Raw genomic sequence first — 25,915 nt, 5'->3', positions numbered from 1 at the left:
CGCATGATTGGACTGGTCTTGGTCACGCACGGCCGGCTGGCGGAGGAATTCGTCACCGCGATGGAGCATGTCGTCGGCCCGCAGCAGGGCATCGCCACGGTATGCATCGGGCCCAACGACAATATGGAAGGGCGGCGACGCGAGATCGCGCATGCCGTGGCGCAGGTCGATGACGGCGACGGCGCGATCATCCTGACCGACCTGTTCGGCGGCACGCCGTCCAATCTTGCCATCTCGCTGCTCCAGGAAGGCCGGGTCGAGGTCATCGCCGGGGTCAACCTGCCGATGCTGATCCGGCTCGAAGGCGCGCGGCGCCTGATGAGCGTTGGCGAAGCGGTCTGCGCCGCCAAGGACGCGGGCCGCAAATATATCTCGGTCGCATCCGAGCTGTTGGGTCACACGCCGTGTCCCGACTGAGCGAGACCGTCGAAATCACCAACAATCGCGGGCTCCACGCCCGTGCCAGCGCCAAGTTCGTGACCTTCGTCGCGCGCCTGCCCGACAGCGTGAATGTCGAGGTCGAAAAGGACGGCACCTGTGTTGGCGGCACGTCGATCATGGGGCTGATGATGCTCGGCGCCGCCAAGGGCGACAGCATCACGATCCATACCGAGAGTGCTGACGACAGCGCCGCTGCCGAGGTCGCGCTGATGAAGCTCGTCGGCCTCGTCAAGGACAGCTTCGGCGAAGACTGACGATGATGTACGACGATAGCTCTCCGGCCGATCGTAACGCGCGCGGTCATCGCCTGATCACCGGCTTTTCCAATCCGCTGGTCAAACGCGTACGATCCTTGCGCGACAAGAAGCACCGCCGCCGCGAAGGCTTGTTCATCGCCGAGGGCCTGCGCATCCTGACCGAGGCGCGCGACGCCGGCGCTCTGCCAGAGATGCTGTTCTACGCCCGTGGCGGTCTCGATCATCCGCTCGCGGTCGAGCTCGAGGCGGCGATCGCCGATGCCGGCGGCGAATTGATCGAGACGACCCCCGACATCCTCACCAAGCTGTCGGGCAAGGACAATGCGCAGACGCTGATCGGCGTTTATCCCGACCGGCTGACCCCGCTCGAAGAGATCGACCGCGACACCGCCGAGATCTGGATTGTCGCGCAGGCGCTGCGCGATCCGGGCAATCTTGGCACCATCCTGCGCACCGGCGATGCGGTCGGCGCGGGCGGGCTGATCCTCGTCGACGACTGTACCGACCCGTTCGGCGTCGAAGCGGTCCGTGCGAGCATGGGCGCGATCTTCACCCAGCAGATCGTCCAGGCGCGCTGGCCCGACTTCATCGCCTGGCTGCGCACCGGCCCGGGCCAATTGCTGGGCACCAGCCTGCAAACCGACCATGATTACCAGGCGGTGCGCTACGAACCGCCGACCTTCCTGCTCGTCGGCAACGAAGCGCAAGGGCTGCCGGCGGACTATCAGGCGGCCTGCGACGTGCTCGTGAAAATGCCGATGCTCGGCAAGGCCGACAGCCTGAACGCCGCCGTCGCCACCGCGGTGATGGCCTATGAAATCGTCAACCAGCGACGCGACGACTGATCGCAGTTACCAAGGGGCTCCAATTCATGATCCGCACTTTTGCCGTTTCCGCACTGGCCACTCTTGCCCTGGCGGGTTGCACGACGGTGCAGAACGGGAGTGAGGCCGCTCCTGCTGCCGACGGCGACACCTATCTCGCGCTCGGAACCGAGCCGGGCTGGACGCTCGAGATCACCCCGACGCGGCTCAATTACGTCGGTTCCTATGGCGAAACGCGCGTTGCCGAGGCCAATCCCGGTGCGCGCACGACCTTCAACGGCCATCGCTATGAGGGCCAGCGGCTGACGGTCGATATCACCCACGGCGCGTGCAGTGACGGGATGAGCGACCAGCGCTACGCCGACCATGTCACGGTCGAACTCGACGGCGCGACCTTATCCGGCTGCGGCGGCGCAACGCTGCCTCCTGCCGACCTTGCCGGAACGCGCTGGCAGATGCGGTCGATCAACGGCGCGAGCGTCGATCGATCGATTGCGACGAGCCTTGCGTTCGACGGGACGAGAATGAGCGGCAGCGCGGGCTGCAATCGTTTCTCGGCGAGCTATTCGTCCGACGGCACGCGACTGTCGGCGGGGCCGATCGCGGCGACCAAGATGGCGTGCACCGGACCCGCGAAAGCGCAGGAACAGGCAGCTTTTGCGATCCTCGGGGCGCCGGTCACGATCCGCTTCGCCGCCGACGGCGCGATGATCCTGATGGGCACCGGCGGCCACAATATCGTCCTCGACCGCGTTACCTGATCGAACCAACGCAAGGCGGCGCGATCAGTCGCCGGCGATGAACGCGGTCATTTTCCACCCGGTCTTGCGCGGCTGGAACACCGCGCGATAGTCGATCGGGCTGCGCAGCTGGTCGGTTTTGACAAAACCCTTGGTACCATCGGCGGCGGTCACTTCGGTCCAGCGCGGCTGTTCATCGACGGCCTTTTGCGAGTCGGACGCGGTGACCAAAGCCCAGTCGAGCAAGGCAATGATGTCGGCGCCCTCCGATGGCCTGGCGCGCAACGGCACCGCCTCGCCGAGCGCGACGCGCGCGCTGAACGGATCGACCCCGCCGAGATCGACGACGAACATGCGCGGCATCGCGTAATAGCCGCCACCCTGGTTCCCGCCGCAACCCAGCGCGATGATCGAGTCGAGCTCGTCCCACAGTTTCGATGTCTTCCACGACGTCCCGCGCCAGTGATCGGCAAACGTCTTCATCCCCCCGCCGCCCCCGAAATCGGTTTCGAGGTCGTAGTCGATCAGCGGTTCGAGCAGCGCGAAATCGCGCTCGGCCACTGCGGTTTCGAAGCGTTGGCGAAATTCGGGAAAGCTCCCGGTCTTGCGACAGGTATCGATCGGGGGCACGCGCGGTTCGGTAATCACCCGCGCCGCGACGACCGGCGGCGGAACGATTTCGGCCGCTTCGTTGCCGATTGGTGCGGCCTCGTTGGCGACCGGATCGGCCTCGTTGGCGATCGGTGCGGCCTCGTTCGGCGCGGCAGCGTTCGCCTGGTTGGTGGCGGTGTCGTCGGTCGCACTGAAGTTGCACCCGCCCGTGGCGAGTGCGGCAAGCAGGACGAGCGGGGTAATCGCATTGACGGACTTCATCGAAAATGGGGACCTTTCATCGCGTACGCCATCGCAGTCCTAGCAGATTCGCGGGCGCTCGATACAGTTCGTCGTGCGCATCATCGAAAGTTGCAGCTCAATCCGGCCCATAGGTCGGAGACACGGCCCTTGTCGATCAGGCCCGAAATGCCGCCGGCGCTGAATTCCTCGCCGAGCGTGCTCTCGAATACCCGCGCATCGCCGAGCGAGGAGCGGACGGTCCCGATACCGAGCGCGCCATCGCTCGTCGTCCAGCGCGGCCCATCGCTTTGGCCGAGCGACCAGCCGAGGAACTTGCCGTCCTGGTAGAGGAGCACCAGCCCGCCGGCGTAGCGTGTAAAGTCGATCGGCCCCGCGCCGCATTCGTCCATCGTCCCGCGATCGACCGCCGCGACGTCGGCGCCGCTGACGAGCGCGGCTTCGGCGACAGCGCGCGCCGCGCCAAATTCTATGGGAGTTCGCTTCCCCCTGACGGCCTGTGCGGCCGAGAGCCCGTTCGCGGTCAGGATCGCAGTCGACTGCCAAGGCGCGAACGTTTCCGTCGCTGCGTCGCCGCGTTCGCCGACGGCCGCATCGGCGACGCGATCGGTCGCATTGGACGGTGCCGCGGAATTTCCGGTCGCCCCCTCGTTCGACGCGACGCTCACCGCCTGGTTGGCGGGTTGATCGCCGGGCGCGGCCTGACATGCGCCGAGCACCAGCATCGTGCACAGGGTCACGCGCGTCGCAGGGTTCAGCATAAAAGTGTGACCTTTGTTTGCACCGCAGCCGCCATTATTTGGCCGCCGCATCGACGCCCGGTTCGGCTATCGCATCGCCATAACGCGGCAGGGCGTCGAGCTCCGAAATTTCTTCAAGCTCGCGCTTGCCGGTATCGACGTTGAGTTCCTTGAAGCGCCGCCCGGTCGACAGGACGTTGCGTTCGAAACTGCCGACGAACTTGTTGTAGTTGCCGACCGCGCTGCTGAGGCCCGACCCCATGCGCTTGAGATGCTCGGCGGCGGTTGCCAGCCGGTCGTACATTTCCTTGCCGAGCTGACCGATCAGTTGCGCCTCGCGCGCGAGGCCTTCCTGTCGCCAGACGCTCGACACCGTACGCGCGATCGCGACGAGGTTGGTCGGGGTGGCGAGCAGCACCTTCTTGTCGAAGGCGAAATCCCACAATTGCGGGTCGTGTTCGAGCGCCGCCGAGAGGAAATGCTCGCCGGGGACGAACATGATGACATAGTCGGGCGCGTCGTCGAACTGGCTCTGGTAGCTCTTGTTACCAAGCGCGTTGACGTGCGCCTTCATCGACGCACAGTGCGCGCTGAGTGCCGCGCGCTTGCCGATATCGTCGTCGGCCTCGAACGCGTCCTGATAGGCGTTCAACGACACCTTGGCATCGATCACCAGCGACTTGCCGCCGGGAATGCGGACGATCGCGTCGGGACGCAGGCGCCCTTCCTCGGTCTCGACGCTCGATTCGGTGACGAAGTCGACATGTTCGCTTAAACCACAGCTTTCGAGCACGTTCTTCAACTGCTGCTCGCCCCAGCGCCCGCGCGCCTTGGGTGCGTTGCGCAGCGAATTGACCAGCCGCGCGGCCTCGGTCGAGACGCGCTCCTGACCCTGCTTCATTTCGCCGATGAGCGATTTCAATGACCCGTAGGCCTCGGTCCGCTCGCTTTCGACCTTCCGAACCTGGTCCTCATAGGATTTGAGCCGCTGGTTGACCGGTTCGAGCAGCTTCGACAGGCGCTCGCCGCCCTTTTCATTGGCCTGTTCGAAGCGCTGGTCGGCGCGCTCGAGAAACGCCTTTTGCGCCTCGCCCAGGATCTTCGAGCCGATCTCGCTGAACTGCGCGCTCAATGCCTCCTTGGCCTCCATCAGCGTCGCGATCTGCTTTTCGTGGTTGCGCGCGTCGGCGGCGAGCGCGGCGAGCTGTTCCTTCGCCTGCCCCGCCTCGGCGCGGCTGGTCTCGGCCGCTGCACGCGCCGCATCGCGCTCTGCCGCCACGCCGTCGAGCTGAAGGCGGAGCAAGTCGGCAGTCTGCTTGCCCGCCGCCGCGGCGCGATTGCCGAGCAGCCAGCCGATGACGGCTCCAAGCGCGAGCGCGATCAGGGCGACGATAATGACAATGCTATCCATGCTCCGGAACATAGCCGGAACGGGCGATCGTAGGAAAGGGCTTTCTGAGGCAGCGATGGAACGCGAACGCCCCTTCGAACGCTGATAGGGCAAAACCAACCCGTCACAGGCCCATCACAGGAGCGCGTCATGTCGATCGAAAAAATGATTTCCGAACACCCGCAGGTTCACGGCGACGAAGACCCGAAGCTCGGCAAGGCTGTTAAGCACGCGATGTATTGCGCGGCGATCTGCAACAGCTGCGCCGATGCCTGTTCGGCCGAGGACGGCGACATGGCGCAATGCATCCGCAGCTGTTCGGACTGTTCGGACATTTGCGAAGCGACCTATCGCGTCGCGTCACGTCGGACCGGTGGCAATGTCTCGGTCATCCGCGCGATGCTCGCGGTCTGCGTCAAGGCGTGCGAAGCGTGCGCCGCCGAATGCGACAAGCACGATACCGACCATTGCCGTCGTTGCGCGAAGATGTGCCGCGAATGCGCCGAGGACTGCAAGAAAGCGATGGAAATGATGCACGACGATGCGGTCGCCAAGGCCTGAAACCCCGCGCTTACCCCGAACAGGAACATGACATGAGCTATTATTTCGCCAAGACCATTACCGACAAATCCTTCGACGACGTCATTGCCGCGGTTACCGCCGCGCTGAAGGACGAAGGCTTCGGCGTGCTGACCGACATCGATCTTCGCGCAACGATGAAACAGAAGCTCGACGTCGATTTTCGCGACTATCGCATCCTCGGCGCGTGCAATCCGGGCCTTGCCCACCAGGCGCTCGAGGCCGAGGACAAGATCGGCACGATGTTGCCATGCAACGTCATCGTCCAGCGCACCGACGCAGGGATCGAGGTCGCCGCAGTCGATCCGAAGGCATCGATGCAGGCGGTCGAGAACGCCGATCTCGAGCCGGTGGCGCAAGCGGTGCACGACAAGATGAAAAAGGTCATCGCCGCGCTCTGACGCAGCGCGAACGCTCGGCGGTTAGCGCCGTCAGGCGGCCTTGCGCAGCTTGGTCAGCTTCTTGAGCACCATGTCGCGCTTGAGCCGGCTGAGATGGTCGATGAAGAGAATCCCTTCGAGATGGTCCATCTCGTGCTGGATCACCGTCGCCATGAAGCCGGTCATACGCTCCTTGTGCGGCGTGCCGTCGAGATCGTGCCAATCGACCGTGACCTCGGCCGGGCGCGACACCTCGGCATATTGTTCGGGAACCGAGAGGCAGCCTTCATTGTAGAGCGTATGCTCTTCCGATTGCTCGGAAAAGACCGGGTTAATGAAGATTTGCGGATCGCGAATGACGCGCTTGCCCTCTTCGTCCTCGGGATCGGGTTCCTGCAGGTCGATGACGAGGATGCGCTGCGGCACGCCGACCTGGATCGCGGCAAGGCCGATACCGATCGCGTCGTACATCGTTTCGAGCATGTCGTCGGTGAGCGTCTTCAAGTCCGCATCGAACACTTCGACGGGCTTGGAAATGGTGCGCAGCCGAGCGTCGGGCACCTCTATGATTTCGCGTATGGCCATGGCCGCGATTTAGGCGGGCTGGCAGGCGTTTTCAACCTTGGCGAGCGTCATGAAACGGGGCGTCGTGCCCGTAGCGCCTGCGCCAGCGTGCCTTCATCGAGATAATCGAGTTCGCCGCCGACCGGCAGCCCGTGCGCGAGGCGGGTGACGCGAACGGGATGCTCTTCGAGCCGTTCGGCGATGAAATGCGCGGTGGTCTGGCCTTCGAGCGTCGCGTTCATCGCCAGCACGACCTCGTCAACGCCGCCGCCGGCAACGCGCGCGACCAGGCTGTCGATCGTCAGATCCTCGGGCCGGACGCCTTCGAGTGCCGACAGGCGCCCGCCGAGCACGTGGTAGCGCCCGGGAAACAACCGCGAGCGGTCGAGCGCCCACAGGTCGGCGACGTCCTCGACGACGCACAAGGCGCGGTCGTCGCGGCGCGGATCGGCGCAGATGCCGCACGGGTTCACCGTATCGACATTGCCGCAGTTGGTGCAGGTGACGAGGCTGTCGCTGACGCTCTCCAGCGCGGCGAGCAGGGGCACGAGCACGGTTTCGCGTTTCTTGACGAGGTGGAGCACCGCGCGCCGCGCCGATCGCGGGCCGAGCCCGGGGAGCCGCGCGAGCGCTTGCGTCAGCGTTTCGATTTCCTTCGAGGCCATGACTGACGACTTAGGGGTTGCGCCAGAAGGCGACAAGCGGTTGAAGCGGCGCCATGCGTATCGCCTTCATGGGAACCCCCGAATTTGCCGTACCGAGCCTCGATGCGCTCGTCGCGGCGGGGCACGACGTCGTCGCGGCCTATAGCCAGCCGCCGCGCCCGGCCAATCGCGGCAAGAAGCTGACCCCCTCGCCGGTCCAAAGGCGCGCCGAGGAACTGGGCATCGCGGTCCGCACGCCGAACTCGCTGCGATCGTCGGCGGCGCAGGCCGAATTCGCCGCGCTCGACCTCGATGTCGCGGTCGTCGCCGCTTATGGCCTGATCCTGCCGCCCGCTATCCTCGAAGCGCCGATCTACGGCTGCCTCAACGTCCACGGCTCGATCCTGCCGCGCTGGCGCGGGGCAGCGCCGGTTCAGCGCGCAATCCTTGCCGCCGATGCCGAGACCGGCGTGACGATCATGCAGATGGACGAAGGCCTCGACACCGGCGCGATCCGCCTGATCGAGCGCACCCCGGTGCTGGCCAAGACCGCGGGCGATCTGACCGCCGAGATCGCCAATATCGGCGCCAATGCGATGGTCCGCGTCCTTGCCGATATCGATGCCTTCCCGCCCGTGCCGCAACCGATCGAGGGCACGACCTATGCCGCCAAGATCACCAAGGACGAGGCGCGGCTCGATTTCGCCTTCCACGCCGCCGAGCTCGTCCGCATGGTCCACGCGTTCAATCCGGCGCCCGGCGCGTGGTTCATCCACGAAGGCGAACGCCTGCGCGTCCATGCCGCCGAAGCCGAGGATTGCGAGGCGAGCACGGCCGCGCCCGGAACGGTGATCGACGAACGGCTCGGCATCGCGACCGGCTGCGGCATATTTCGCCCGACCAGTATCCAGCGCGCCGGGCGTCCGCGCATGCCGATCGACGCCTTCCTGCGCGGGTTCGACCTGCCTTCCGGCACGCGACTAGGCTGATCGATGCCGCGGTTCGCGCTGACCATCGAATATGACGGCCGCCCGTTCTTCGGCTGGCAGCGGCAGACCAACGGCCCGAGCGTCCAGCAGGCAATCGAAGAGGCGATCACGCGCGTCGTCGGCGAAGAGGTCCGCATCCACGCGGCGGGCCGAACCGACGCGGGCGTCCACGCGACCGCGATGCGCGCGCACTGCGATATCGACACGCGCCTCGCGCCGTTCCGCCTTGGCGAGGCGATCAACGCGCACCTGCGCCCTGCCCCCGTCGCGATCATCGCCTGCGAGATCGTCGCCGACGACTGGCACGCGCGCTTTTCGTGCCTCGGGCGGCGCTATCGCTATGACATCATCAATCGTCGTGCGCCGCTGACCTGGCAGCATGGGCTGGCGTGGCGCGTCGTGCCCGCGCTCGACGAAGTCGCGATGCAGGCCGCAGCCGACTGCCTCGTCGGCCATCACGATTTTACCACCTTCCGCTCGGCGCATTGCCAGGCGCAAAGTCCGTTGCGCACGCTCGACCGGCTCGATGTCATCCGCGATGGCGACCGGATCGCGGTGTTCGCCGAAGCGCGTAGCTTCCTCCACCACCAGGTCCGATCAATGGTCGGCTGCCTCGCGCTGGTCGGCCAGAGCAAGTGGACCCCAGACGACATGCGCAATATCCTCGAAGCGCGCGACCGCACCCAGCTCGGCCTCAACGCCCCGCCCGATGGACTGTATTTTGTGGGTGCGGATTACCCCTGAACCCTCTCCCCTGAAGGGGCGAGGGCCAAAGCTAGATTCCGAACAGGCGCACCAGCGCCTTGTCGAGCATGACGAGCTGCCAGATCAGCCGCCCGTGGTCGCTGAGGCCGCTGCGGTGCGCGGCGACGACGCGGGCGATCTCGTGGACGTCGAACCAGTCGCTCCGCGCCAGCGCCGAATTGCTCGCCAGTTGTTCGGCCTCTTCCGCCAGCGGGCCGCGAAACCAGTCGGAGATCGGCGTGACGAAGCCCATTTTCGGGCGATAGAGGATGTCCTTGGGCAGATAGCGTTCGAGCGCCTTTTTCATGATGTATTTGCCCTGCCCGCCACGCACGCGCATTTTGCCCGGCAGCCGCGCGGCAAATTCGACGAGGCGATGGTCGAGCAGCGGCTCGCGCGCCTCGAGGCTGGCGGCCATGCTCATCCGGTCGACCTTGGTCAGGATGTCGCCTGGCAGCCAGATCTTGATGTCGGCATATTGCGCGGCGTCGAGCCCGTCGCGCGCGGGCGCATCGCGCATCGCGCGCCAATAGCGTTCCTCGGCGACATGACCGCCCAGAGCGCGCCGTGCCGCATCGTTGAACAGCGCGCCGCGCGCTGCGGGCCCAGTGACGCCGACCGACCCGGCATAGGCCTCCTCACCCGACATCGACAGGCCCGTCAGCGTCGCCTTGGCGCGGAGCGGGCGCGGCGCCCAGTCGGCCTTGGGCCAGGCACGCGATATCGGGCCGAGATGGCGGCGCAGCGGCGCGGGGATCATCGCGCGGACGCGTTCCTCATGGGCATGGAAAACAAGCCGGCGATAGCCCGCAAACGCCTCGTCGGCACCGTCGCCCGACAGCGCGACGGTGACACGCTCGCGCGCCAGCTCGCTCAGCCGCAGCATCGGCAGCGCGCTGGCGTCGGCGAACGGCTCGTCGAAATGGTCGGCGACACGCGTTACCAGGCTGAAATCGTCGGCAGCGACAACGCGCTGGCGGTGGTTGGTCGCGTAGCGCGTCGCGATTTGCTGCGCATAATCGCTTTCGTCGAGCGACTTGCTGGCAAAGCCGATCGTGCAGGTTTCGACCGCGCGCGGGCTGGCCTCGGCCATCAGCGCGACGACCGCCGATGAATCGACACCGCCCGACAGGAACGCGCCGAGCGGGACGTCGGAGACCATCCGGGATTTCACCGCGGCGCGCATCAGGTCGACCAGCTCCTCCTCGCAATCGGCGAGGCTGGCATCGGTCCGGTTGGAAAAATCGACATCCCAATATTGGCGCGGTGAAGGCAGCGGTCGGCCGCGACGGAGCAGGAGGAAATGCCCCGCCGGAAGCTTCTTCACCCCAGCGACGATGCACGTGTCGTCGGGGACGTAACCGAAGGCGAGATAATCGTCGATCGCGGTGAGATCGGGCCGCGCGCGCAATAGCGGATGCGCCATCAGGCCCTTGAGTTCGGACGCAAAGGCGACGCTGCCGTCGCTCAGTTCGACATAATATAGCGGTTTGACCCCCATGCGGTCGCGCGCGAGGAACAGGCCGGGCAGCGCCGCGTCATAGATCGCAAAGGCGAACATGCCGTCGAGCCGGGCGAGGCAATCGGGGCCCCATTGCCGCCATGCCGCGATGATCACCTCGGTATCGCCCTCGGTGCGGAATTCGTGGCCCAGCGCGCGCAGGTCGTCGCGCAGCGCGCGGTAATTGTAGACCTCGCCATTGTAGCTGATGACGATCGAGCCGTCGGCGCTCGCCATCGGCTGCGGGCTGCCCTCGACGTCGATCACCGACAGGCGAACATGCGCCAGCCCGACGCCGGGCGCGGTCCACACGCCGTCGCCATCGGGGCCGCGATGCGCCATGCGCGTTGCCATCCGCGCGAGCCGCACGGGATCGACCGGCTTGGCCGTCTCGAGATGGAAGATGCCCGCAATGCCGCACATGGGCCCGCCTCTAGCGGGTTTCGAGCGCGGCGTCAGCCAGCGCCGCAAACGGCCCCGCGGCGGCGCGAAAATCGCGGATCGCCTGCGCGGCGTCTTGCTGGGGCGTAGCGACTGCCGAGACGATCACCGCCGCCGAACGCTGGTCGCGGCCGAGCAGGCGTGCCACCAGCGTCGCCAGCTTGACGCGCTTCGGGTCGGCCAGCACCTCGCTGCCGACGCGATAGACGCTGGCGACCTCGCGCACCGCGCCCGGCGCGATCAGTCGCGCGACCGTCACGTCGCCCAGCGCATGCTCCTGACCGCTCCACACCCAGTCGTGATCGCTGTCGAGCGCGCCGCGGCCATAGCCGACGATCTCTCGCCCTTCGGCCTGGCGCGCGAAGGCCGCGACGATCAGGTCGACACGGCGCCCGCGTGGATCGGCATAGGTGAAGCGACGCAGGCTGTCGGAACCGGCAAAATGCGGCTGCCACGGCACCGCGTCGGCGGATGCTACTAATTGCCAGCCGGGCACCGCGGGCGCGGCATAGGCCTCGGCCAACTGGGGCGCACGTCCCGCCGACATTGCGAGCCATGCGGGCGGCAGCGCCGCGATCACGACGAGCGCGAGCGCGGCAGGCCATGCGGCCCCTCCCCCACGTTCCGGCACGGCGGGCACGGCGTCGACGCGCTCGGTCCCGTCGCGGTCGGCGAAACGCGTTCCGATGACCAGGACGATCGCAATGACCACGGCAAAGAAGACCCAGCCATAGATGACGTGATCGAAGCCTGCGGCATGTTCGACACCGTAACGCTCGGCGTACCAGATCGTCGCGAAGGCACGCACGCCATTGGCGAGGATCGGCACGACCAGTGCCAGTGCGATGAACCCGATCCGGCGTCCCCATCGGCGAAACAGCAAGTGCGCCGCGAGCGCGCCGAGCGCGAGCATCGCGATGACGAACTTGACCCCCGAACACGCCTCGGCGACCTGGAACCAGCCGTGCGGCGTGGTGATGAAAACGCCCTCGATATGCGCCGGGATGCCCGCCCAGCCGAGCATCACCATCGCCATCTTGGCGGTCAGCGTCTGCAGCGCGGGGACGAACTCCTCGCCGAACGGCACGAGGAACAGCGCGTAGGCGATTGGAAACAGCAGCGCGCGCGACACCTGCCTGCCAAGCAACGTGACCACCGCGCCCTGCAGCATCAGCACAAGGCCGAGGTGGCGCGCCAGCGAAACCCCGCCCGCCTCGCCAAGCAGCCAGGCGATTGAGCCGGCGGCAACGAGCAGCAGCCCCGCCAGCCAGACCGTCGGCGTCATCGTCCGCAGCACGGGCCAACGCTGCTGCACCAGCCAATAGAGGATCGGGATGATCAGCAAACAGTGGTTGAAGGTCGAGCTCGTCCACCAGATCGAGGCCATATGCGCGGCATCGCGCCAGAAGAGCGCCAGCAGCGCGAGCGTGGCCGCGCCGAGCAGCATCGCGTGGGTACGCCACGCCGGGGCGGTGACGTCGGGTGCCACGCTTTCGGGCATTGAGACGGCGGTCATGCCGCAGGCCGTGGCAATGCTTCGAGCAGGTCAACCAGTGGCGCAAGCGTCGCGTCCCAGGCATAGCGCACCTCGACCCGCGCGCGCGCCGCCTGCCCCAGCGCTGAGGCGCGCGGCGGGTCGGCGATCAGCGCGGCGACCGCGTCGGCCTGCGCGCCCGCGCTATCGGCGACGATGAAATGCATCCCGTCGGTCGCGTCGATCCCTTGCGCGGCGGCGGGCGAGACGACAATCGGCTTTCCCATCGCCATCGCCTCGAGCACCTTGTTTTGCACGCCCCGGGCGATCTGCAACGGCGCGACGACGACATCGGCGGCGGCGAGCCAGCTGCGCACATCGTCGACCGCACCGGTGACGATCACACCGTCGAGCCGATCGAGCGCGCAGACGCGCGGCGCGGGATTGCGCCCGACGATCGCGAAGCGGGCGTCGGGCACCTTGATCCTGAGGCGCGGCAGCACCTGGCGGGCAAAGCGTTCGACCGCCTCGATATTGGGCCGGTAATCCATCTGGCCAGTGAAGACGACGAGCGGGCCGTCAGGCGCGATATCGGGTTCGGCAACCACGGCGGCAGGATCGTAGAAGTCGAGGTCGATGCCGTTGTCGACCGCCGCGACCTTGTCCTCGCCAAGGCCCGAGCGGGCGCGGAACAGATCGGCCTCGACTTCGGAGACGAACAGGCTGCGCGCGGCATAGCGGGCGATCTGCGCTTCGAAGCGGGCGAGCTCGCGATCCTCGCGCGCATAGACCGCGCGCATCGGCGACCAGCGCGTCGAGGCGGCGGCGTAATCGCCGAACTTGGCCGAATCGACGTCGCCGAAATCGACGATCGTCCGTGCGAGCCACGCAACCGGCACATATTGCGCCATCTGCCCCGAAAACACGAAGATGCGGTCGATCGCCCCGCTGTCGAGCAGCGCGGTAACACGCGCGGCGATGCGCGGATGGTCGAAACTGGCGAGCGAATAGGGCCCGCCGCCCGCCAGCGCGCGAAAGCCTGCGATCGGCACCGCCATGTTGCGCCGGACGAGCAGGCGCGAGGCGACATACGCGTCGAGTCCGATCGCAAGCTCCTCGTCCCGCGCGTCATCGGTAAAGGCGATGAGGTGGACGGGCCCCAGCGCTGCGAGCGCTTTGAGCATATGGAACGAGCGCATCTTGTCGCCGCGGTCGGGCGGAAACGGCACGCGGTGCGCGAGGAACAGCGTCGCGCCGCCGCCAGTCGATACGGGTGCGGTTCGCATCACCCCAGTCCCCGCGCGATGAGCGGGCCGATGCGGTTGGCGAGTCGCAAAGGCAGTTTCTTCCACGCGGCGACCTGCAGCCGGTATCTGGCATCGAGCGGATTGATGCTGCGCGGCCCCTGCCCCTCGGCGCTGCGCGCGTAATAGGTCAGCGGGGTCGGTTCGAAGCCCCAGTTCTTCTTGTACGCATAGGCGCCGGTGCCGAGCTTCGAGCGGCCGAAATCGAAGCGCGTGCAGCCGCGCCGCCGCGCGTGGAGCATCAGCTCGTAATAGAGGCGCTCGTTGGCGCGCAGGCTTCGTGCAGCAGCGGTTCCGCCGCCCCAATAGGGCATGACGGTGCCGCGATGATACAGGCTGAGGACGCTGGCTACGGGCTTGCTTTCCTCATAAATGGTAAGGATATCGGCGTCTTCACCGAATGCATTGAGAACCGCCGAGAAGAGCTTTCGGGGAAAAACCGGGGTTCCGAGGTTGCGCACCGATTCGGCATAGACCGCGTAATGCGCAGCGCCCTCTTCGCGATCGCCGCCGCTACCAACCGTAAGCATCCCGTCGAGCGACTTGCGCACTTCGGCGCGTTGTTTGCGGGGGATCGCGAGCAGCTGCGCGGCATCGTCTTCGGCGAGGTCTCCGATGAAACCGGCATAGGTCGCATCGTCGCGCGCCCAGTCGGCCCCCGGAGCAGCGCCACCGCGCAGTTCGACCGAGCCGACGCCGAGGCGGTGAGCGAGTCCCCAGGCGGCATCGGCAAGCGCATCGGCGGTTGGCGCATCGTCGGCAAGGATCCCGCCGCCGACGGCAAAGGCGCTCGAGACCAGCGCGTCGCCGAACAGCTTTGAGCGGACATGCGTCAGCGGCAGATAGCCGACCAGCGCGCCCGATTTGTCGGTCGCGCCGAGCAGGTGATAGCCATGGCCGCAGCCCTGTTCGATCGCGCGGCACCAGCGCGGTTCGTGAAATGGCGTCGTGGCGTCATGCTGCGCGAGATAGCTAGCGAGCGCGGGCCCCTCCGCCACCGGCGCGACGCTGGGGACGCTGGCAGGATCGGCGAGGCTCATGCCGCGCGCGCGCCGATGGCCGCGCGTTCGTCGGCGACCAGCGCATCCATCCGCCCAAAATCGAACTCATCCATCAACCGCCCGAGCTTGCCCGCCATCGCCGACAGGCGTGAATAATGGCGGAGCTTCGACTTGAGCGGGGCCTCGGCGACGAACGGCTGGTCGGGATCGATCTCCCACGGGTGGAAATATATGATCGCCGGATGCCCCGCGGCGTTGACCTGGCGGATCGCCCAGCGCGAAAAACGATAGGGCAGCAGGCGAAAGAACCCCCCACCACCCGCCGCGAGCGTGCGCCCGGCGAAGGTCGCGGTGGTCACCGGCAGCTCGATCAGGTCGCTGCCTGCCACCGGACGCCAGGCGAAGCGCGGCGTGCCCGGCCAGCCATAATGGTCGTGCGCGATCGGCACGACGCTCGACGAGTAACTGTACCCCTGGTCGGCCAGGACCTGGTGCGCCCAGGGAGTCCGCGGATCGATCGAGAAGCTCGGCGCGCGATAGCCGGTGACCGACTCGCCCGAAGCATCTTCGAGAATCTTGCGTGTCTTTTCGAGATCTTGCGCAAAGCCCTTTGCATCCATCGTGAAGACACGTGCGTGATCAAAGCCGTGGCTGGCGATCTCGTGCCCGGCCTCGGCGATGCGGCGGATCAGCGCAGGATAGCGTTCGGCGACCCAGCCGAGGATGAAGAACGTCGCCTTGACGTCAGCCGCGGCGAACAGGGCAAGCACGGCATCGCTATTGGCCTCGACGCGATGTGTGCGGCGGTCCCAGCTGCCGCGATCAATGACGGTTTCAAACGCGCCGACCTGGAACCAGTCCTCGATATCGACCGAAATCGCGTTGCGCATCGCTGCCGCCTCCCTGGCTGGCGTTTCGCCTCCCGACTGCAACGCTGCCGGGCGCTTCGTCAAGCCGCGCGCGTGCGCCGCGTCGGCCGTCCGACATCGCCATCGTCGATCCAGTTGATCATCAGCGTGACCGCGCGGCGCAATTCGGCCTCCTGGTCCGCGATCTGTGCTTCGAGCTCGGCGATCCGTGCTTCGAGCGCTGCAACGCGGCTGTCGCGGGCATGCTGGACGCGGTCACCATCGACCGCGAGCGTCATCGCTGCGGGGGCGAATTCGACCGGACGCGCATCGGCGGCGACGGGCGCGGCAGCAGGCGCAGCGTCTTGTAGCGCGGCGGCAGTCGCGCGGCTTTCCTTGGCGGCGTCGGCATCGGCGCCCATGTCGCTGACGACCTCGCGAACCATCTCGCCGTCGATCCGGCTGGCTTCGTCGATCGCGCCGGCGAGCATCACACGCCCGGCGATGACGTTGAGCCGGCGCGGAATACCGCCGCTGGCCTTGTACAATTCATCCATCGCATCGGCGGTAAAGCGCGGGTTGCCGTCCCAGCCGACCTTGGCGAGCCGGTGGAGAATATAGGGTTCGACCTCGTCGGCCTCCATCGGTTCGAGATGGTGCGTCGCGATGACACGCTGGCGCAGCTGCTCGAGGCTCGGCGATTCCTGGAAGGTATCGCGAAACTCGGGCTGGCCGAGCAGGAAAATCTGCATCAGCGGCTGGTTGCCGAGCTGGAAGTTCGAGAACATGCGCAGTTCCTCGAGCGCGGCAAGCGGCAGGTTCTGCGCTTCGTCGACGACAAGCAGCGTACGCTTGCCCGCGCGTGCCTGAGCATTGAGGAAATCCTCGATATCGCGCAGCAGGTCGGCCTTGTCGGCGCCCTCGCTGTCGATTCCGAACTTGGTCGCGACGAGACGGATGAGGTCATCGGGCCCGACCTGCGTCGAAACGAGTTGCGCCGCGGTCAGGCGACGGTCGTCGATCGTGTCCATCAGGTGCGCGACGAGCGTCGACTTGCCCGCGCCGATCTCGCCGGTGATGACGATCAGGCCTTCGCCCTGGGCGAGGCCATAGCCGAGATAGCTCATCGCCTTGCGGTGCGTCGCGCTCTCGAAATAGAAAGCGGGATCGGGGGTCAGCTGGAATGGCTTTCCCGACAGGCCGTAATATTGGTCGTACATCGCTTCGGTCTCTCCCAAGCCTTATCTAATCAAACGTCTATCAGAAACTATACCGCGCGCCGAGCAGGGCGGATGCGACGAGGTCGTTGATCCCGTTGTCCTGATCCGAGCCGTAGATGCCGAGCGCGGCAACGCCCGACAGGCCGCGGCTGAAGCGGCGGTTATATGCCGCGGTCGCACCATAGCCGAGGACGCCCGCGCGATTGCCCAGTTCGCTGTCGAAATAGCGCAGATAGGCGGCCATATCGAACCCCGAGCGCGCATCGAGCTGGGTGCCCGCCGACAGGCTGGCGAAATAGCTTTCGTCGGTCGCGCCTTCGAGGTCGATCGTTCCGAGCAGGTCGCGGCCCTTGAAGCGGCGCTGGTCGACGCCGACGCTGAAACCGTAATCCCAACCGCCGCGGCGCGTGCTGAGCTGACCCGACAGGCCGCGCGCGACGAAATTGGCGCTCGTCGTGCCCGCCAGCGCGGAGTCGAAACAGCCGCCTCCGCCCTGGTTGTCGGCGCCATAGACGCAGCTGCCGATCGATCCGTCGAGCGGGTTGCGATAGGTGTCGAACTGCGTCGGCAGTCCGGCAAGCGCGTTGGTCAGGCGGCGGCCATAGCTCGAAAACGTCTGATACGCGCCGAACGCCAGGTGGGTGCGCGAATCGATCTGTTGCTGGTACGAACCGGCGAAGAAGAAGCCGCCATAGCGCCGCCCTGCATGCGCCTCGAGCGCGGTGCGGCGGCTTGGCCGCCACAGCACGCCGACGTCATAGATCAGCCCGTCGGTGTCGAAATTGAGCCGTCGCGGCGAACTGGCATCGGTGACGAAGCGACCGTTATTGTCGATCACCGGGTTGCCGAGGCCATCGCGCAGCACTTCGCGCTGGCTCGCCTGGGCCTTTTCGTAACCGACCCCGCCGACCGCCTGCAAAGTGGGCGATACGGGCACGGTCACATCGACACGCGCCCATTTGCGTTCATAGCGCTGGTCGAGCAGGCTGACATCCTCGCGCTCGTAGCCGACACCGAGCGCCGCTCCGACGGGCAGCACGCCCGGCTGGACGCCGATCGTCGCGCTGGCGACCTGGTTGGTCGAATCGTCGTAGAGGTCGCCGCTCAGGCCGCCGACCGTCGCGCTGTTGTTCGAATTCTCGACGCGGTTATAGCCGATGCGATAGGCCGCGCTCAGCGTTGCCTCGCCGACCGGGACCGATACGTTGGGTCCGGCATAGACCGAATAGACGTCGACCGTGTTCGACGTGTCGCCAACATACAGGCCGGGTGCCGATCCGCCGATATCGCGCCGCGCGCGGGTGGCAAGCGCGCCGCCCTCTACGCTGACGCGATTGGGAACGACATCGACGCGCGCACGCGCCAGGCCGCTGACGACATTCTGGTCGCCGACATCCTTTTGCCAGGCGATGCGGTGTTCATAGCGGACATCGGCCTGCGCCTCGGCGCGGCGCGTCGAAACGCGCGCGGCAACGCCAGCGGCGACGCTGGTAAAGGTTACCGTATCGCCATTGCCGTTGAGATCGGCGGTCAGCACCTGTTCGAGTTCGACATAGGGGATGACCTCGACGCGTGGCCCCGAACGGTCGCGGGCCGGCGCGGAATCGTCGGCGGCGGTCGTGTCCGTACGGTCGGAGGATGCATCGGCCGGCTCGTCGCCGAGCATCTGCGCGTGGGCGGCAAGCGGCATCAGCAGCGCGCATAGCGCCACGCCAAATGCCATGCCCGGCCGCAGGAGCTTGCGGTTCGTCCGAAAGGTCATGTCATTCCCCCTGACCATAATAGGTCCCGAAGCGGCGGCCGCCGGGGGAGAACTTCACCCCGTTGAGCAGCAGCTGGATATTCTCGCACGCGGTCATCAGGCCGATCGCGTCCTTGAGCGCGCCTTCCTTGGTCTCGTCGGCGCGCACGACCATCAGCGCCTGGCCAACGTGCGCGGCGAGGACGAGCGCGGGCGATGCCGCGAGCACTGGCGGCGAATCGAAGATGACGATCCGGCGCGGAGCCTGTTCGGTCAGCCGCGCAAGCACCGTCTCGGTCCGCGCCGAGGCAAGATATTCGCTGTCCTTGGTCGTCTGCGTTCCCGCCGACAGGACCGACAGGCCGACGATATCGGTCGGGATGATCGCGGTGGCGACGTCCATCGACGGATCGGCGAGCGCATCCATGAAACCGCGGCTGGCCGACAGGCCGAGTGCGGCGAGGATCGACGGCTTGGCGAAATCGGCATCGACGAGCAGGACCTCGTGATCCTGTTCCATCGCCAGCGACATTGCGAGATTGATCGCGCAGAAGGTCTTGCCCTCGTGCGGGTTGGCCGATGCGATCAGCACGCGGCGAGCCAGCCCCTCCCGTCCGGGGGTCGCCGCGGCGGCGTCCTCGAGCGCCTTGATTTCGCGCATCAGCCGGCGTTTGACGATGCGGAATTCCTCGGCAAGGCCGCTGACCGGGCCACCGGGGACGATCATGCCCGCTTCGGCCAGGGCTTCGCGATCGACGTTCTGGCGCGGTGCGTTGACGACGGGGCGCGACGGCGCCACCTCGCCCGCGCGGCGACCGCGGCGTTCGACGCGCGGTTGCGGGGTCGCCGGTGCCGCGACCGCGTGGGTCGGGTCGGCCGGTGCGGCTGGAGCAGCCGGATCGCGGCGCAACAGCGCGTTGAAATCGAACGCATCGGCAGCGCGTTCGAGCAAGGAAGCGCGCTTCTTGATCGGGGCCGGCTTGTTCATGTCATTCTCCCCGCTCACGCGACCATGCCGCGCTGGACGAACTCGACGATCATCAGGATCGCGAACAGGCCGATCAGCCCCGCCGATCCGCCGGCGAGCCATTTCATCTTGCGCTTGCGTTCCTCGACCAGCGGTGCGGTCAGCGATTCGGTGATCGAGCCGATGACGGGCAGGCCGCTGGCGCGTTCGAGCCGGCTGGCGGTCGGATAGCTCGTCTGGATCTGGCCCTGGGCAAACGCGGCACCCGCCCCGCCGACCAGGCCGACGATCAGGATGCCGGCGAGGAGCAGTGGGCGATTGGGACTGACCGGCGCGCGCGGTTGCGACGGCGGGTCGATCACGGCAATGCTGACGGCATCGGTCTCGACCTCGAGATCACCCCGCAGACGCGCCTGTTCAAGCTGCGCCGCGAGCTGGTCGTATTGATCCTTCATCACCGTATAGTCGCGGTTGATCCGGTCGTATTCGGCGGCAACTTCGGGTTCCTGGATGCGCTGCGACAGCATCGACGTGACATCGCCCTGAAGCTGCGCCTTGCGCGATTCGAGCGCGGTGACAGTCGCCTGGCGCTCGGCGCGCATTGCCTGGAGCGAACCGTAAGCCGGATTGGTAATCTGTCCCGAGGCGCCGGCCGGCCCTTCGCGCGCCGCCTGTGCGCGCAAGGCCTCAACCTGGGCGCGCGTGGCGATGACGTCGGGGTGAGAATCGGTCAGGCCGCGCGCCTTCATGCTGGCAAGGTCGGATTGCGCCGCGGCGAGCTGCTGGCGCGCAACGCTGCCACCGACCGCGCCGATGCCGCCCGCCACCGTCGCCGGCGTGCTGGCCAGCTGGCCATTGAGCGCGGCGAGCGAGCTGCGCGCCGAGACGAGCTGCGATTCGATCTGGTTGATCTCGGCGCGCGCCGATTCCATCCGCTGGCTCGCCGAGCCGATGCCGGGCATCAGGCCGACATTGTTGGTCTCGAACGCGACGCGGCGCTGTTCGGCCTGCTGCAGGTCCTTGCCGCGCGATTCGAGCTGGGCGTTGAGGAAGTCGATGCTCTGGCGCGCATTCAAACGCCCGCCCGCCGAACGCTGGTCGCGCGCAACGGCGATCAGTTCGGTCAGCACCTGCGGCGCGAGCCGGGCATTTTCCGAATCCGATTTGTCCGACAGCGAGACGCTGTCGGTCACCTGGAAGACATTGTCCTGGGTGGCGAGCACGACGATCTTCTTCTGCAGCGCGCTGGCCGCCGACAGGCGCGCCTTGTCCGACGCGCCGGGTGCGACGATCCCGGTCGCGACGACGACCTTTTCAAGCGCGGCAACGCTGGTCAGCGTCTGGCGGACTTCGTCGATCTGGCGGCGCGTATCGACCTGCGTCCCCGATACCTGGTCGGAGACGACCTGGTTGACGTTGACCAGCACCTTGGCGGTCGACTGATAGGTGTTGGGAATCAGCGCGACGACCAGCCAGCCGAGGATGCAGATGATCCACGCGACCGCGAGCGCAAGCCAGCGGCGCAGCCAGATGGCATGCAGTGCAACCCTGATCTCGTCGTAAAGGCTGTCCATAAATTGGGTCTCTGGCTGACGCGCGCAGGCGCTTTAGAAGAAGCTTTCGGGAATGATGATGACGTCGCCCGGCTGGAGCCGGACGTTGGCAGTGCTGTCGCCACGCTTGAGCAGATCGCCGATGCGGATGGCATATTCCTTCTGTTCGCCGGTCGCGCCGTTGTAGCGGATCAGCCGCGCCTTGTTGGCAGCGGCATATTCGCTGAGGCCGCCGACCGCGATCATCGCGTCGAGCAGCGTCATGTTCGCGCGGAACGACAGCGACGCGGGCTTTTCGGTCGCCCCGACGATGCGCACCTGCTGCGAATAGGTGCCCGCGAAATCGTTGACGATGACGCTGACGATCGGATCGTTGATGAATTCGCTCAACCGCAGCTTGATATCCTCGCCGAGCTGCGCGGGCGTCTTGCCGACTGCGGGCAGGTCGGTGATCAGCGGCGTCGTGATGCGGCCATCGGGGCGCACCTGGACCTTGGCGCCGAGCTCGGGATTGCGCCAGACGAAGATCGTCAGCTGGTCGAGCGGGCCGATGATATATTCCTCGCTCGGCCCCTGCTGCTGCTGGACAAACGATGCGGGCGGCAGTTCGGGCGCCGTCGCGACCCCTGATGCGCAACCGCTCACAGCGAGCGCCGTGACACTGCTCGCAGCGATCAAACGGGCGATATTGGCTTTCCGCATAGCAAATTCCTTGTGCCGAAACACGGGCTTCGCGGCGCGCGAAGCCCGTGCGTCGATGACGTCATTACGCTTCTTTTGGCGCAAAAGGGTGAATATAGCGTTAGTGAAGTATCGCCTGCCCCGCGCCGGGACGCGGACAAGTTCAAGCGTTAACAAGCATCTCTATCGGCTCGGGATGGCCGAGGAAGGCGGTCGGGCTGGCCGAGCGCCCATAGGCCCCGGCGAGAAACACCGCAATCAGGTCGCCAGGATCGGCGTGCGGCAGCGCCACCTGGTCGCCGAGCCGGTCGAGCGGAGTGCACAACGGTCCGACCACCGACACCGTTTCGCTCGCATCGGCCAAGAAGCGATTGGCGACCGCAATGGGATAATTGCGCCGGATCACCGTGCCGAAATTGCCCGATGCGGCGAGTTGGTGATGCAGCCCGCCGTCGCAGACGAGGAAGGTCTGGTCGTGGCTGATCTTGCGGTCGACGACGCGTGTCAGATAGACCCCCGCTTCGGCGACAAACCACCGCCCGAGCTCCATCGCGAACTGCGTCTCGTTCAGAATATTCGGCAGTTCCTTCAACTGCTTGGAAAGTGCAGCTCCAATCGATTCTACGTCGAGAGCGGCATCGCCCGAGAAATAGGGAATGCCCAGCCCGCCGCCGATGTTGACGTGACGCGGCGCGCTGCCGATCTCCTCCGCCAACGCTGCGGCAAGCGCGATCGTCTGCGCCTGCGCATCGATGATCGCATCGGCGTCGAGTGACTGCGATCCGGCGAATATGTGAAAGCCGCGCCAGTCGCCGCCACCCTTGATCACGGCCTCGACCAATGCGGGAACGCGGTCGGCATCGACCCCGAACGGCTTGGCCCCGCCGCCCATCTTCATCCCGGACCCCTTGAGGTCGAAACTCGGATTCACGCGGATCGCGATGCGCGGCGCAATGGCGAGGTCGCGCCCGATCGCCAGCGCCCGTGACACCTCGCCCTCGGACTCGGCGTTGAGCGTCACTCCTGCCACGATTGCAGCCTTTAGCTCGCGGTCGCGCTTGCCCGGGCCGGCAAAGCTGATTGCATCGGGCGCCATGCCCGCGGCGAGCGCGCGGTCCATCTCGCCCTGCGAGGCGACGTCGAAACCGTCGACCAGCGGCGCCATCGCGGCAAGCACGGGCGCCCAGGGGTTGGCCTTGATCGCGAAATGCAGCGCCAATGCCTCGGGCATCGCCGCGCGCAGGCGCTTGGCGCGCTGGCGCACGATATCCATGTCGTAAACGAACAGCGGCGTGTCACCCGCTTCGGCCACGAGATCGTCGGCTCGGCGACCGCCGATCTGCAGCATGCCATCGCTATCGGCGGCGAAATAGGGCGGGATCGGGCCGGTTGGCTTCATGACGTCACTTCCTGCGCGATTTCGTTCGCCAGCGCCACCCGGTCGAGCTTGCCATTGGAATTGCGCGGCAGCGCATCGCGCCAGACGATCCGCGCAGGCTGCATGAAATTGGGTAATTCGGCGCGCAGATGCGCGCGTAGCGTCGAATCGTCGCGGTTGCCGCGGACGATCAGGACGATCGCCTCGCCGAGCCGGTCGTCCTTGACGCCGAGCGCGACCGCTTCGGCGACGCCGTCGCACTCGACCGCCGCGTCCTCGATCTCGCTCGGGCTGATGCGGTTGCCCGCCGACTTGATCATCGCATCGTCGCGCCCGACGAAATAGAGCAGGCCATCGGCATCGCGCCGGACGCTGTCGCCCGACCAGACCGCCGAGCCGCCATAGGTCGAATGCGCCGGCGCGAGTTTGAACCGCTGCGCCGTGCGCGCCGGATCGCGCCAATAGCCCTGCGCGACGAGCGGGCCGCAATGGACCAGCTCACCGGGTTCGTCGGCCTCGGTCGGGGAACCATCAGGTCGGACAACGAGGATTTCGGCGAAGGGAATCGCGCGCCCCATCGATTCGGGATGCGCAGCGACGAGCCCGGGGTCGAGATAGGTCGAGCGGAACGCCTCGGTCAGGCCGTACATCGGATAGAGGTCGGCATCGGGAAACAGCGCGCGCAACCGCCGCACCAGCGGCCGCGTCAGCGCGCCGCCCGAATTGGTCAGCCGCCGCAGCGTTTTGCCCGCATCGTCGGCCCAGTCGAGCTCGACGAGCTGGACCCACAAAGGCGGCACGCCGGCGAGCGTCGTGATCGATCGCCTGGCGACCGATTTCATGACGTCACGCGGCGTGAGATAGTCGAGCGGGATGCAGGCACCGCCCGCATACCAGGTCGAAAACAGCTGGTTCTGGCCATAATCGAAGCTCAGCGGCAGGACGCACAGCGTCCGGTCGTCGGCCGAAAGCTTCAGATAATGCGCCACCGATTGTGCGCCGAGCCAGAGGTTGGCGTGGCTCAGCACGACGCCCTTGGGCTTTCCCGTAGAGCCGCTGGTGTAGAGGATCGCGGCGATATCGTCGGGCGAGGCAGGCGATTGCGCAATCCGGTCGTCGGTCGCGGCGACCGCATCGGCAAAATCATCGACATCGACGCGGGCGGCATCGCCATCGGCGGGATCGAGCGTGGCGATGCGCGCGGCATTCGACAGCAACAGGCGTGCGCCGCTGTCTGCAAGGATATGCGCGACCTGCGCGCGCTTGAGCAGCGGATTGACCGGAACGTGGATCAGGCCCGCGCGCGCCGCGGCGAGCGGCATCAAACACGCCTCTGACGTCTTGGCGAGCCAGGTCGCAACACGATCGCCGGGGCCAAGGCCGTGCTCGCGCAGGACCGCCGCCATCGCCGCCACGCGGTCCTCGACTGCTGCAAATTCAAGCGTTTCGCGCGGCGTTTCGAGCGCGATCGCGCTTGCCGCGCCGCGCTGCATCAGGCAGTCAATCGTCTGCGGGGCGATGGTTAGCGTTTCGGTCACAGCTTATCCGCATAATAGGAACGACGAAGGCTCGCACAGCGCGAACGGACGAGAATGTATGTGGGTTAAGGGTGAATATCACGTCAAGCTCGACCGCATCGCCGAAAATTCGGCGCGCGCGCTTGGTCGTGATCGCCAGCCTTCCTTGTTCGACCGGCTGGCCTGGTTCGGCCTGCTCCACCGCCTATGCGCGCCGCACTGGCGCATCCTTGCGGTCCGCACGCGCAGCGAGCATTCGGACTGCTGGCTGGTCCTAGCACATGAGCACGAAGACTCGCTCATCAGCCTGGCGAACTGGTACAGTTTCTCTTTCCATCCGATATTTACCGGCACACCTTCAGACGAAACCAAACTGACGCTGCTGACCGCCGCGGCGCAGCGCCTGCGCGGTCGTGCGTGCCGGATCTTGCTCGAACCGCTGCCCGAAAGCGATCTCGCGCTGGTCGAAACGAGCTTTCGCCGCGCCGGCTGGCGCGTGTTTTCCGAGGTCAAGACGGTCAACCACACGCTCGATACCGACGGCATCGATTTCGCGACCTATTGGGCCGGGCGCCCCGGCGCACTCAAGAGCACGGTCAAGCGCAAGGCCAAGAAGAACATCGTCACGCTCGAACTGTTCGACCGTTTCGATGCCGACGCCTGGGCCGCCTATGAGCAAGTCTATGCGCAAAGCTGGAAACCCGAAGAGGGGCATCCCGAATTTCTCCGCGCGCTCGCCGAACAGGAAGGCGCGGCGGGCGCATTGCGGCTCGGCATCGCCCGGATCGAGGGGCGGCCGGTCGCGGCACAGATGTGGACCACCGACCATGGCGTCGCCAACATCCACAAGCTGGCGCATGTCGAGGACAGCGACAAGGCATCGCCGGGCACGTTGCTCAGCTATGCTATGTTCGAACACGCGTTCGAGCGCGACCATGTCCGCACAATCGATTTCGGCACCGGCGACGACGCCTACAAGCGCGACTGGATGAACGCGTGTCGTCCGCTTTATCGCGTCGAGATGTACAATCTGCGCCGCCCGGCGGCGTGGTTTCCGGCATTGAAAACCGCGCTATCGCGGCTTGTGAAGCGGCGCGGTTCGGATTAACAGGCAGCGCAGAAACAGCGGTCTCGTGGGGAATTTG

Annotated in this window: 26 protein-coding genes; 9 read left to right on the top strand and 17 right to left on the bottom strand. The window is 66.5% G+C overall.

The genetic code is table 11. From position 1 onward, the window contains the following. Positions 1-3: 3 nt before the first annotated feature. Genes FSZ31_RS08200 through FSZ31_RS08185 form a run of 4 tightly spaced genes read left to right on the top strand, consistent with a single transcriptional unit; the run spans position 4 to position 2,283 of the window. The gene (locus FSZ31_RS08200) at positions 4-417 is read left to right on the top strand and encodes a PTS sugar transporter subunit IIA (protein WP_147122882.1); all 414 of its coding nucleotides are present in this window, start codon (positions 4-6) and stop codon (positions 415-417) included. After that, a complete protein-coding gene (locus FSZ31_RS08195; protein ID WP_147122881.1) occupies positions 405-695 on the top strand; it encodes an HPr family phosphocarrier protein in 291 nt (96 codons plus the stop codon). The genes FSZ31_RS08200 and FSZ31_RS08195 overlap by 13 nt, the downstream gene beginning before the upstream one ends. Positions 696-697: 2 nt before the next feature. Beyond that, positions 698-1,543, top strand: a complete 846-nt coding sequence (locus tag FSZ31_RS08190) for a TrmH family RNA methyltransferase (protein ID WP_236643727.1) — start codon at positions 698-700, stop codon at positions 1,541-1,543. Between the two features lie 26 nt (positions 1,544-1,569). Then, complete coding sequence (locus tag FSZ31_RS08185) at positions 1,570-2,283, top strand: META domain-containing protein (protein ID WP_147122880.1); 714 nt, start codon at positions 1,570-1,572, stop codon at positions 2,281-2,283. A gap of 24 nt (positions 2,284-2,307) precedes the next feature. Here the strand turns inward: FSZ31_RS08185 and FSZ31_RS08180 are convergent, their stop codons facing one another. The 3 genes from FSZ31_RS08180 to FSZ31_RS08170 form a co-directional block, all read right to left on the bottom strand. Continuing rightward, positions 2,308-3,135 carry a hypothetical protein gene (locus FSZ31_RS08180; RefSeq protein ID WP_147122879.1) on the bottom strand — a complete coding sequence of 276 codons (828 nt, stop codon included), beginning with the start codon at positions 3,133-3,135 and terminating at the stop codon, positions 2,308-2,310. An 80-nt stretch (positions 3,136-3,215) separates the two neighbouring features. Continuing rightward, positions 3,216-3,875 carry a hypothetical protein gene (locus FSZ31_RS08175; RefSeq protein ID WP_147122878.1) on the bottom strand — a complete coding sequence of 220 codons (660 nt, stop codon included), beginning with the start codon at positions 3,873-3,875 and terminating at the stop codon, positions 3,216-3,218. A gap of 34 nt (positions 3,876-3,909) precedes the next feature. After that, positions 3,910-5,265: a DNA recombination protein RmuC gene (locus tag FSZ31_RS08170; protein WP_147122877.1), complete on the bottom strand. Its 1,356-nt coding sequence runs from the start codon at positions 5,263-5,265 to the stop codon at positions 3,910-3,912. Between the two features lie 129 nt (positions 5,266-5,394). Between FSZ31_RS08170 and FSZ31_RS08165 the strand changes: the two genes are divergently transcribed. Beyond that, on the top strand, positions 5,395-5,805 hold the full coding sequence (locus FSZ31_RS08165; protein ID WP_147122876.1) for a four-helix bundle copper-binding protein: 411 nt from the start codon (positions 5,395-5,397) through the stop codon (positions 5,803-5,805). A gap of 32 nt (positions 5,806-5,837) precedes the next feature. Further along, positions 5,838-6,224 (top strand): DUF302 domain-containing protein, encoded by a 387-nt coding sequence (locus FSZ31_RS08160; protein ID WP_147122875.1) that lies wholly within the window; start codon positions 5,838-5,840, stop codon positions 6,222-6,224. 30 nt (positions 6,225-6,254) lie between these two features. Here the strand turns inward: FSZ31_RS08160 and def are convergent, their stop codons facing one another. Together def and recR are read right to left on the bottom strand one after the other, a co-directional pair. Then, positions 6,255-6,788, bottom strand: a complete 534-nt coding sequence (gene def / locus FSZ31_RS08155; protein ID WP_147122874.1) for a peptide deformylase — start codon at positions 6,786-6,788, stop codon at positions 6,255-6,257. 47 nt (positions 6,789-6,835) lie between these two features. After that, a complete protein-coding gene (gene recR, locus FSZ31_RS08150; RefSeq protein WP_147122873.1) occupies positions 6,836-7,432 on the bottom strand; it encodes a recombination mediator RecR in 597 nt (198 codons plus the stop codon). Between the two features lie 53 nt (positions 7,433-7,485). Between recR and fmt the strand changes: the two genes are divergently transcribed. Further along, positions 7,486-8,400 (top strand): methionyl-tRNA formyltransferase, encoded by a 915-nt coding sequence (fmt, locus tag FSZ31_RS08145; protein ID WP_147122872.1) that lies wholly within the window; start codon positions 7,486-7,488, stop codon positions 8,398-8,400. A 3-nt stretch (positions 8,401-8,403) separates the two neighbouring features. Next, positions 8,404-9,144, top strand: coding sequence for a tRNA pseudouridine(38-40) synthase TruA (gene truA / locus FSZ31_RS08140; protein WP_147122871.1), 741 nt, complete (start codon positions 8,404-8,406; stop codon positions 9,142-9,144). A gap of 31 nt (positions 9,145-9,175) precedes the next feature. On the opposite strand, the gene FSZ31_RS08135 is transcribed toward truA, so the two are convergent. From FSZ31_RS08135 to FSZ31_RS08080, 12 genes are all read right to left on the bottom strand, one after another. Beyond that, positions 9,176-11,068: an XrtA/PEP-CTERM system amidotransferase gene (locus FSZ31_RS08135; RefSeq protein WP_147122870.1), complete on the bottom strand. Its 1,893-nt coding sequence runs from the start codon at positions 11,066-11,068 to the stop codon at positions 9,176-9,178. Positions 11,069-11,078: 10 nt separating this feature from the next. Further along, positions 11,079-12,602, bottom strand: a complete 1,524-nt coding sequence (gene xrtA, locus FSZ31_RS08130) for an exosortase A (protein ID WP_147122869.1) — start codon at positions 12,600-12,602, stop codon at positions 11,079-11,081. Next, positions 12,599-13,846, bottom strand: a complete 1,248-nt coding sequence (locus FSZ31_RS08125; protein WP_147122868.1) for a TIGR03087 family PEP-CTERM/XrtA system glycosyltransferase — start codon at positions 13,844-13,846, stop codon at positions 12,599-12,601. The genes xrtA and FSZ31_RS08125 overlap by 4 nt, the downstream gene beginning before the upstream one ends. Next, complete coding sequence (locus FSZ31_RS08120) at positions 13,846-14,904, bottom strand: FemAB family XrtA/PEP-CTERM system-associated protein (protein ID WP_147122867.1); 1,059 nt, start codon at positions 14,902-14,904, stop codon at positions 13,846-13,848. The genes FSZ31_RS08125 and FSZ31_RS08120 overlap by 1 nt, the downstream gene beginning before the upstream one ends. Beyond that, positions 14,901-15,755 carry an XrtA system polysaccharide deacetylase gene (locus tag FSZ31_RS08115; RefSeq protein WP_147122866.1) on the bottom strand — a complete coding sequence of 285 codons (855 nt, stop codon included), beginning with the start codon at positions 15,753-15,755 and terminating at the stop codon, positions 14,901-14,903. Before FSZ31_RS08115 ends, FSZ31_RS08120 begins: the two co-directional genes overlap by 4 nt. Before the next feature lie 59 nt (positions 15,756-15,814). Continuing rightward, positions 15,815-16,933 (bottom strand): XrtA/PEP-CTERM system-associated ATPase, encoded by a 1,119-nt coding sequence (locus tag FSZ31_RS08110; protein WP_147123253.1) that lies wholly within the window; start codon positions 16,931-16,933, stop codon positions 15,815-15,817. 40 nt (positions 16,934-16,973) lie between these two features. Then, positions 16,974-18,695, bottom strand: a complete 1,722-nt coding sequence (locus tag FSZ31_RS08105; protein ID WP_147122865.1) for a hypothetical protein — start codon at positions 18,693-18,695, stop codon at positions 16,974-16,976. 1 nt (position 18,696) lies between these two features. Beyond that, positions 18,697-19,662, bottom strand: a complete 966-nt coding sequence (locus tag FSZ31_RS08100; protein WP_147122864.1) for a P-loop NTPase — start codon at positions 19,660-19,662, stop codon at positions 18,697-18,699. 14 nt (positions 19,663-19,676) lie between these two features. After that, positions 19,677-21,215, bottom strand: a complete 1,539-nt coding sequence (locus FSZ31_RS08095) for an XrtA system polysaccharide chain length determinant (protein WP_147122863.1) — start codon at positions 21,213-21,215, stop codon at positions 19,677-19,679. 33 nt (positions 21,216-21,248) lie between these two features. Beyond that, positions 21,249-21,896 (bottom strand): XrtA/PEP-CTERM system exopolysaccharide export protein, encoded by a 648-nt coding sequence (locus tag FSZ31_RS08090; protein ID WP_147122862.1) that lies wholly within the window; start codon positions 21,894-21,896, stop codon positions 21,249-21,251. Between the two features lie 142 nt (positions 21,897-22,038). After that, a complete protein-coding gene (locus tag FSZ31_RS08085; protein WP_147122861.1) occupies positions 22,039-23,274 on the bottom strand; it encodes a pyridoxal-dependent decarboxylase, exosortase A system-associated in 1,236 nt (411 codons plus the stop codon). Beyond that, positions 23,271-24,746: an acyl-CoA ligase (AMP-forming), exosortase A system-associated gene (locus FSZ31_RS08080; protein ID WP_147123252.1), complete on the bottom strand. Its 1,476-nt coding sequence runs from the start codon at positions 24,744-24,746 to the stop codon at positions 23,271-23,273. The genes FSZ31_RS08085 and FSZ31_RS08080 overlap by 4 nt, the downstream gene beginning before the upstream one ends. 103 nt (positions 24,747-24,849) lie before the next feature. On the opposite strand from FSZ31_RS08080, the gene FSZ31_RS08075 reads away from it, so the two are divergent. Next, a complete protein-coding gene (locus tag FSZ31_RS08075; protein WP_161595986.1) occupies positions 24,850-25,878 on the top strand; it encodes a GNAT family N-acetyltransferase in 1,029 nt (342 codons plus the stop codon). Positions 25,879-25,915 lie beyond the last annotated feature (37 nt).

The organism is Flavisphingopyxis soli, assembly GCF_007995095.1.
In the GTDB taxonomy this organism is placed as follows: domain Bacteria; phylum Pseudomonadota; class Alphaproteobacteria; order Sphingomonadales; family Sphingomonadaceae; genus Flavisphingopyxis; species Flavisphingopyxis soli.
The sequence above is the reverse complement of the archived record's forward strand: the minus strand, read 5'-3'. Positions and strand labels throughout refer to the sequence as shown.

Coding starts and splice junctions, on each gene's coding strand:
- FSZ31_RS08190 (WP_236643727.1), top strand. CDS start 698: ATGATGTACGACGATAGCTCTCCGGCCGATCGTAACGCGCGCGGTCAT.
- FSZ31_RS08115 (WP_147122866.1), bottom strand. CDS start 15,755: ATGCGCAACGCGATTTCGGTCGATATCGAGGACTGGTTCCAGGTCGGC.
- FSZ31_RS08175 (WP_147122878.1), bottom strand. CDS start 3,875: ATGCTGAACCCTGCGACGCGCGTGACCCTGTGCACGATGCTGGTGCTC.
- xrtA (WP_147122869.1), bottom strand. CDS start 12,602: ATGACCGCCGTCTCAATGCCCGAAAGCGTGGCACCCGACGTCACCGCC.
- def (WP_147122874.1), bottom strand. CDS start 6,788: ATGGCCATACGCGAAATCATAGAGGTGCCCGACGCTCGGCTGCGCACC.
- FSZ31_RS08090 (WP_147122862.1), bottom strand. CDS start 21,896: ATGCGGAAAGCCAATATCGCCCGTTTGATCGCTGCGAGCAGTGTCACG.
- FSZ31_RS08080 (WP_147123252.1), bottom strand. CDS start 24,746: ATGCAGCGCGGCGCGGCAAGCGCGATCGCGCTCGAAACGCCGCGCGAA.
- FSZ31_RS08180 (WP_147122879.1), bottom strand. CDS start 3,135: ATGAAGTCCGTCAATGCGATTACCCCGCTCGTCCTGCTTGCCGCACTC.
- FSZ31_RS08100 (WP_147122864.1), bottom strand. CDS start 19,662: ATGAACAAGCCGGCCCCGATCAAGAAGCGCGCTTCCTTGCTCGAACGC.
- FSZ31_RS08160 (WP_147122875.1), top strand. CDS start 5,838: ATGAGCTATTATTTCGCCAAGACCATTACCGACAAATCCTTCGACGAC.
- FSZ31_RS08185 (WP_147122880.1), top strand. CDS start 1,570: ATGATCCGCACTTTTGCCGTTTCCGCACTGGCCACTCTTGCCCTGGCG.
- FSZ31_RS08105 (WP_147122865.1), bottom strand. CDS start 18,695: ATGACCTTTCGGACGAACCGCAAGCTCCTGCGGCCGGGCATGGCATTT.
- FSZ31_RS08165 (WP_147122876.1), top strand. CDS start 5,395: ATGTCGATCGAAAAAATGATTTCCGAACACCCGCAGGTTCACGGCGAC.
- truA (WP_147122871.1), top strand. CDS start 8,404: ATGCCGCGGTTCGCGCTGACCATCGAATATGACGGCCGCCCGTTCTTC.
- FSZ31_RS08200 (WP_147122882.1), top strand. CDS start 4: ATGATTGGACTGGTCTTGGTCACGCACGGCCGGCTGGCGGAGGAATTC.
- recR (WP_147122873.1), bottom strand. CDS start 7,432: ATGGCCTCGAAGGAAATCGAAACGCTGACGCAAGCGCTCGCGCGGCTC.
- FSZ31_RS08135 (WP_147122870.1), bottom strand. CDS start 11,068: ATGTGCGGCATTGCGGGCATCTTCCATCTCGAGACGGCCAAGCCGGTC.
- FSZ31_RS08125 (WP_147122868.1), bottom strand. CDS start 13,846: ATGCGAACCGCACCCGTATCGACTGGCGGCGGCGCGACGCTGTTCCTC.
- FSZ31_RS08110 (WP_147123253.1), bottom strand. CDS start 16,933: ATGTACGACCAATATTACGGCCTGTCGGGAAAGCCATTCCAGCTGACC.
- FSZ31_RS08075 (WP_161595986.1), top strand. CDS start 24,850: ATGTGGGTTAAGGGTGAATATCACGTCAAGCTCGACCGCATCGCCGAA.
- fmt (WP_147122872.1), top strand. CDS start 7,486: ATGCGTATCGCCTTCATGGGAACCCCCGAATTTGCCGTACCGAGCCTC.
- FSZ31_RS08085 (WP_147122861.1), bottom strand. CDS start 23,274: ATGAAGCCAACCGGCCCGATCCCGCCCTATTTCGCCGCCGATAGCGAT.
- FSZ31_RS08170 (WP_147122877.1), bottom strand. CDS start 5,265: ATGGATAGCATTGTCATTATCGTCGCCCTGATCGCGCTCGCGCTTGGA.
- FSZ31_RS08120 (WP_147122867.1), bottom strand. CDS start 14,904: ATGAGCCTCGCCGATCCTGCCAGCGTCCCCAGCGTCGCGCCGGTGGCG.
- FSZ31_RS08095 (WP_147122863.1), bottom strand. CDS start 21,215: ATGGACAGCCTTTACGACGAGATCAGGGTTGCACTGCATGCCATCTGG.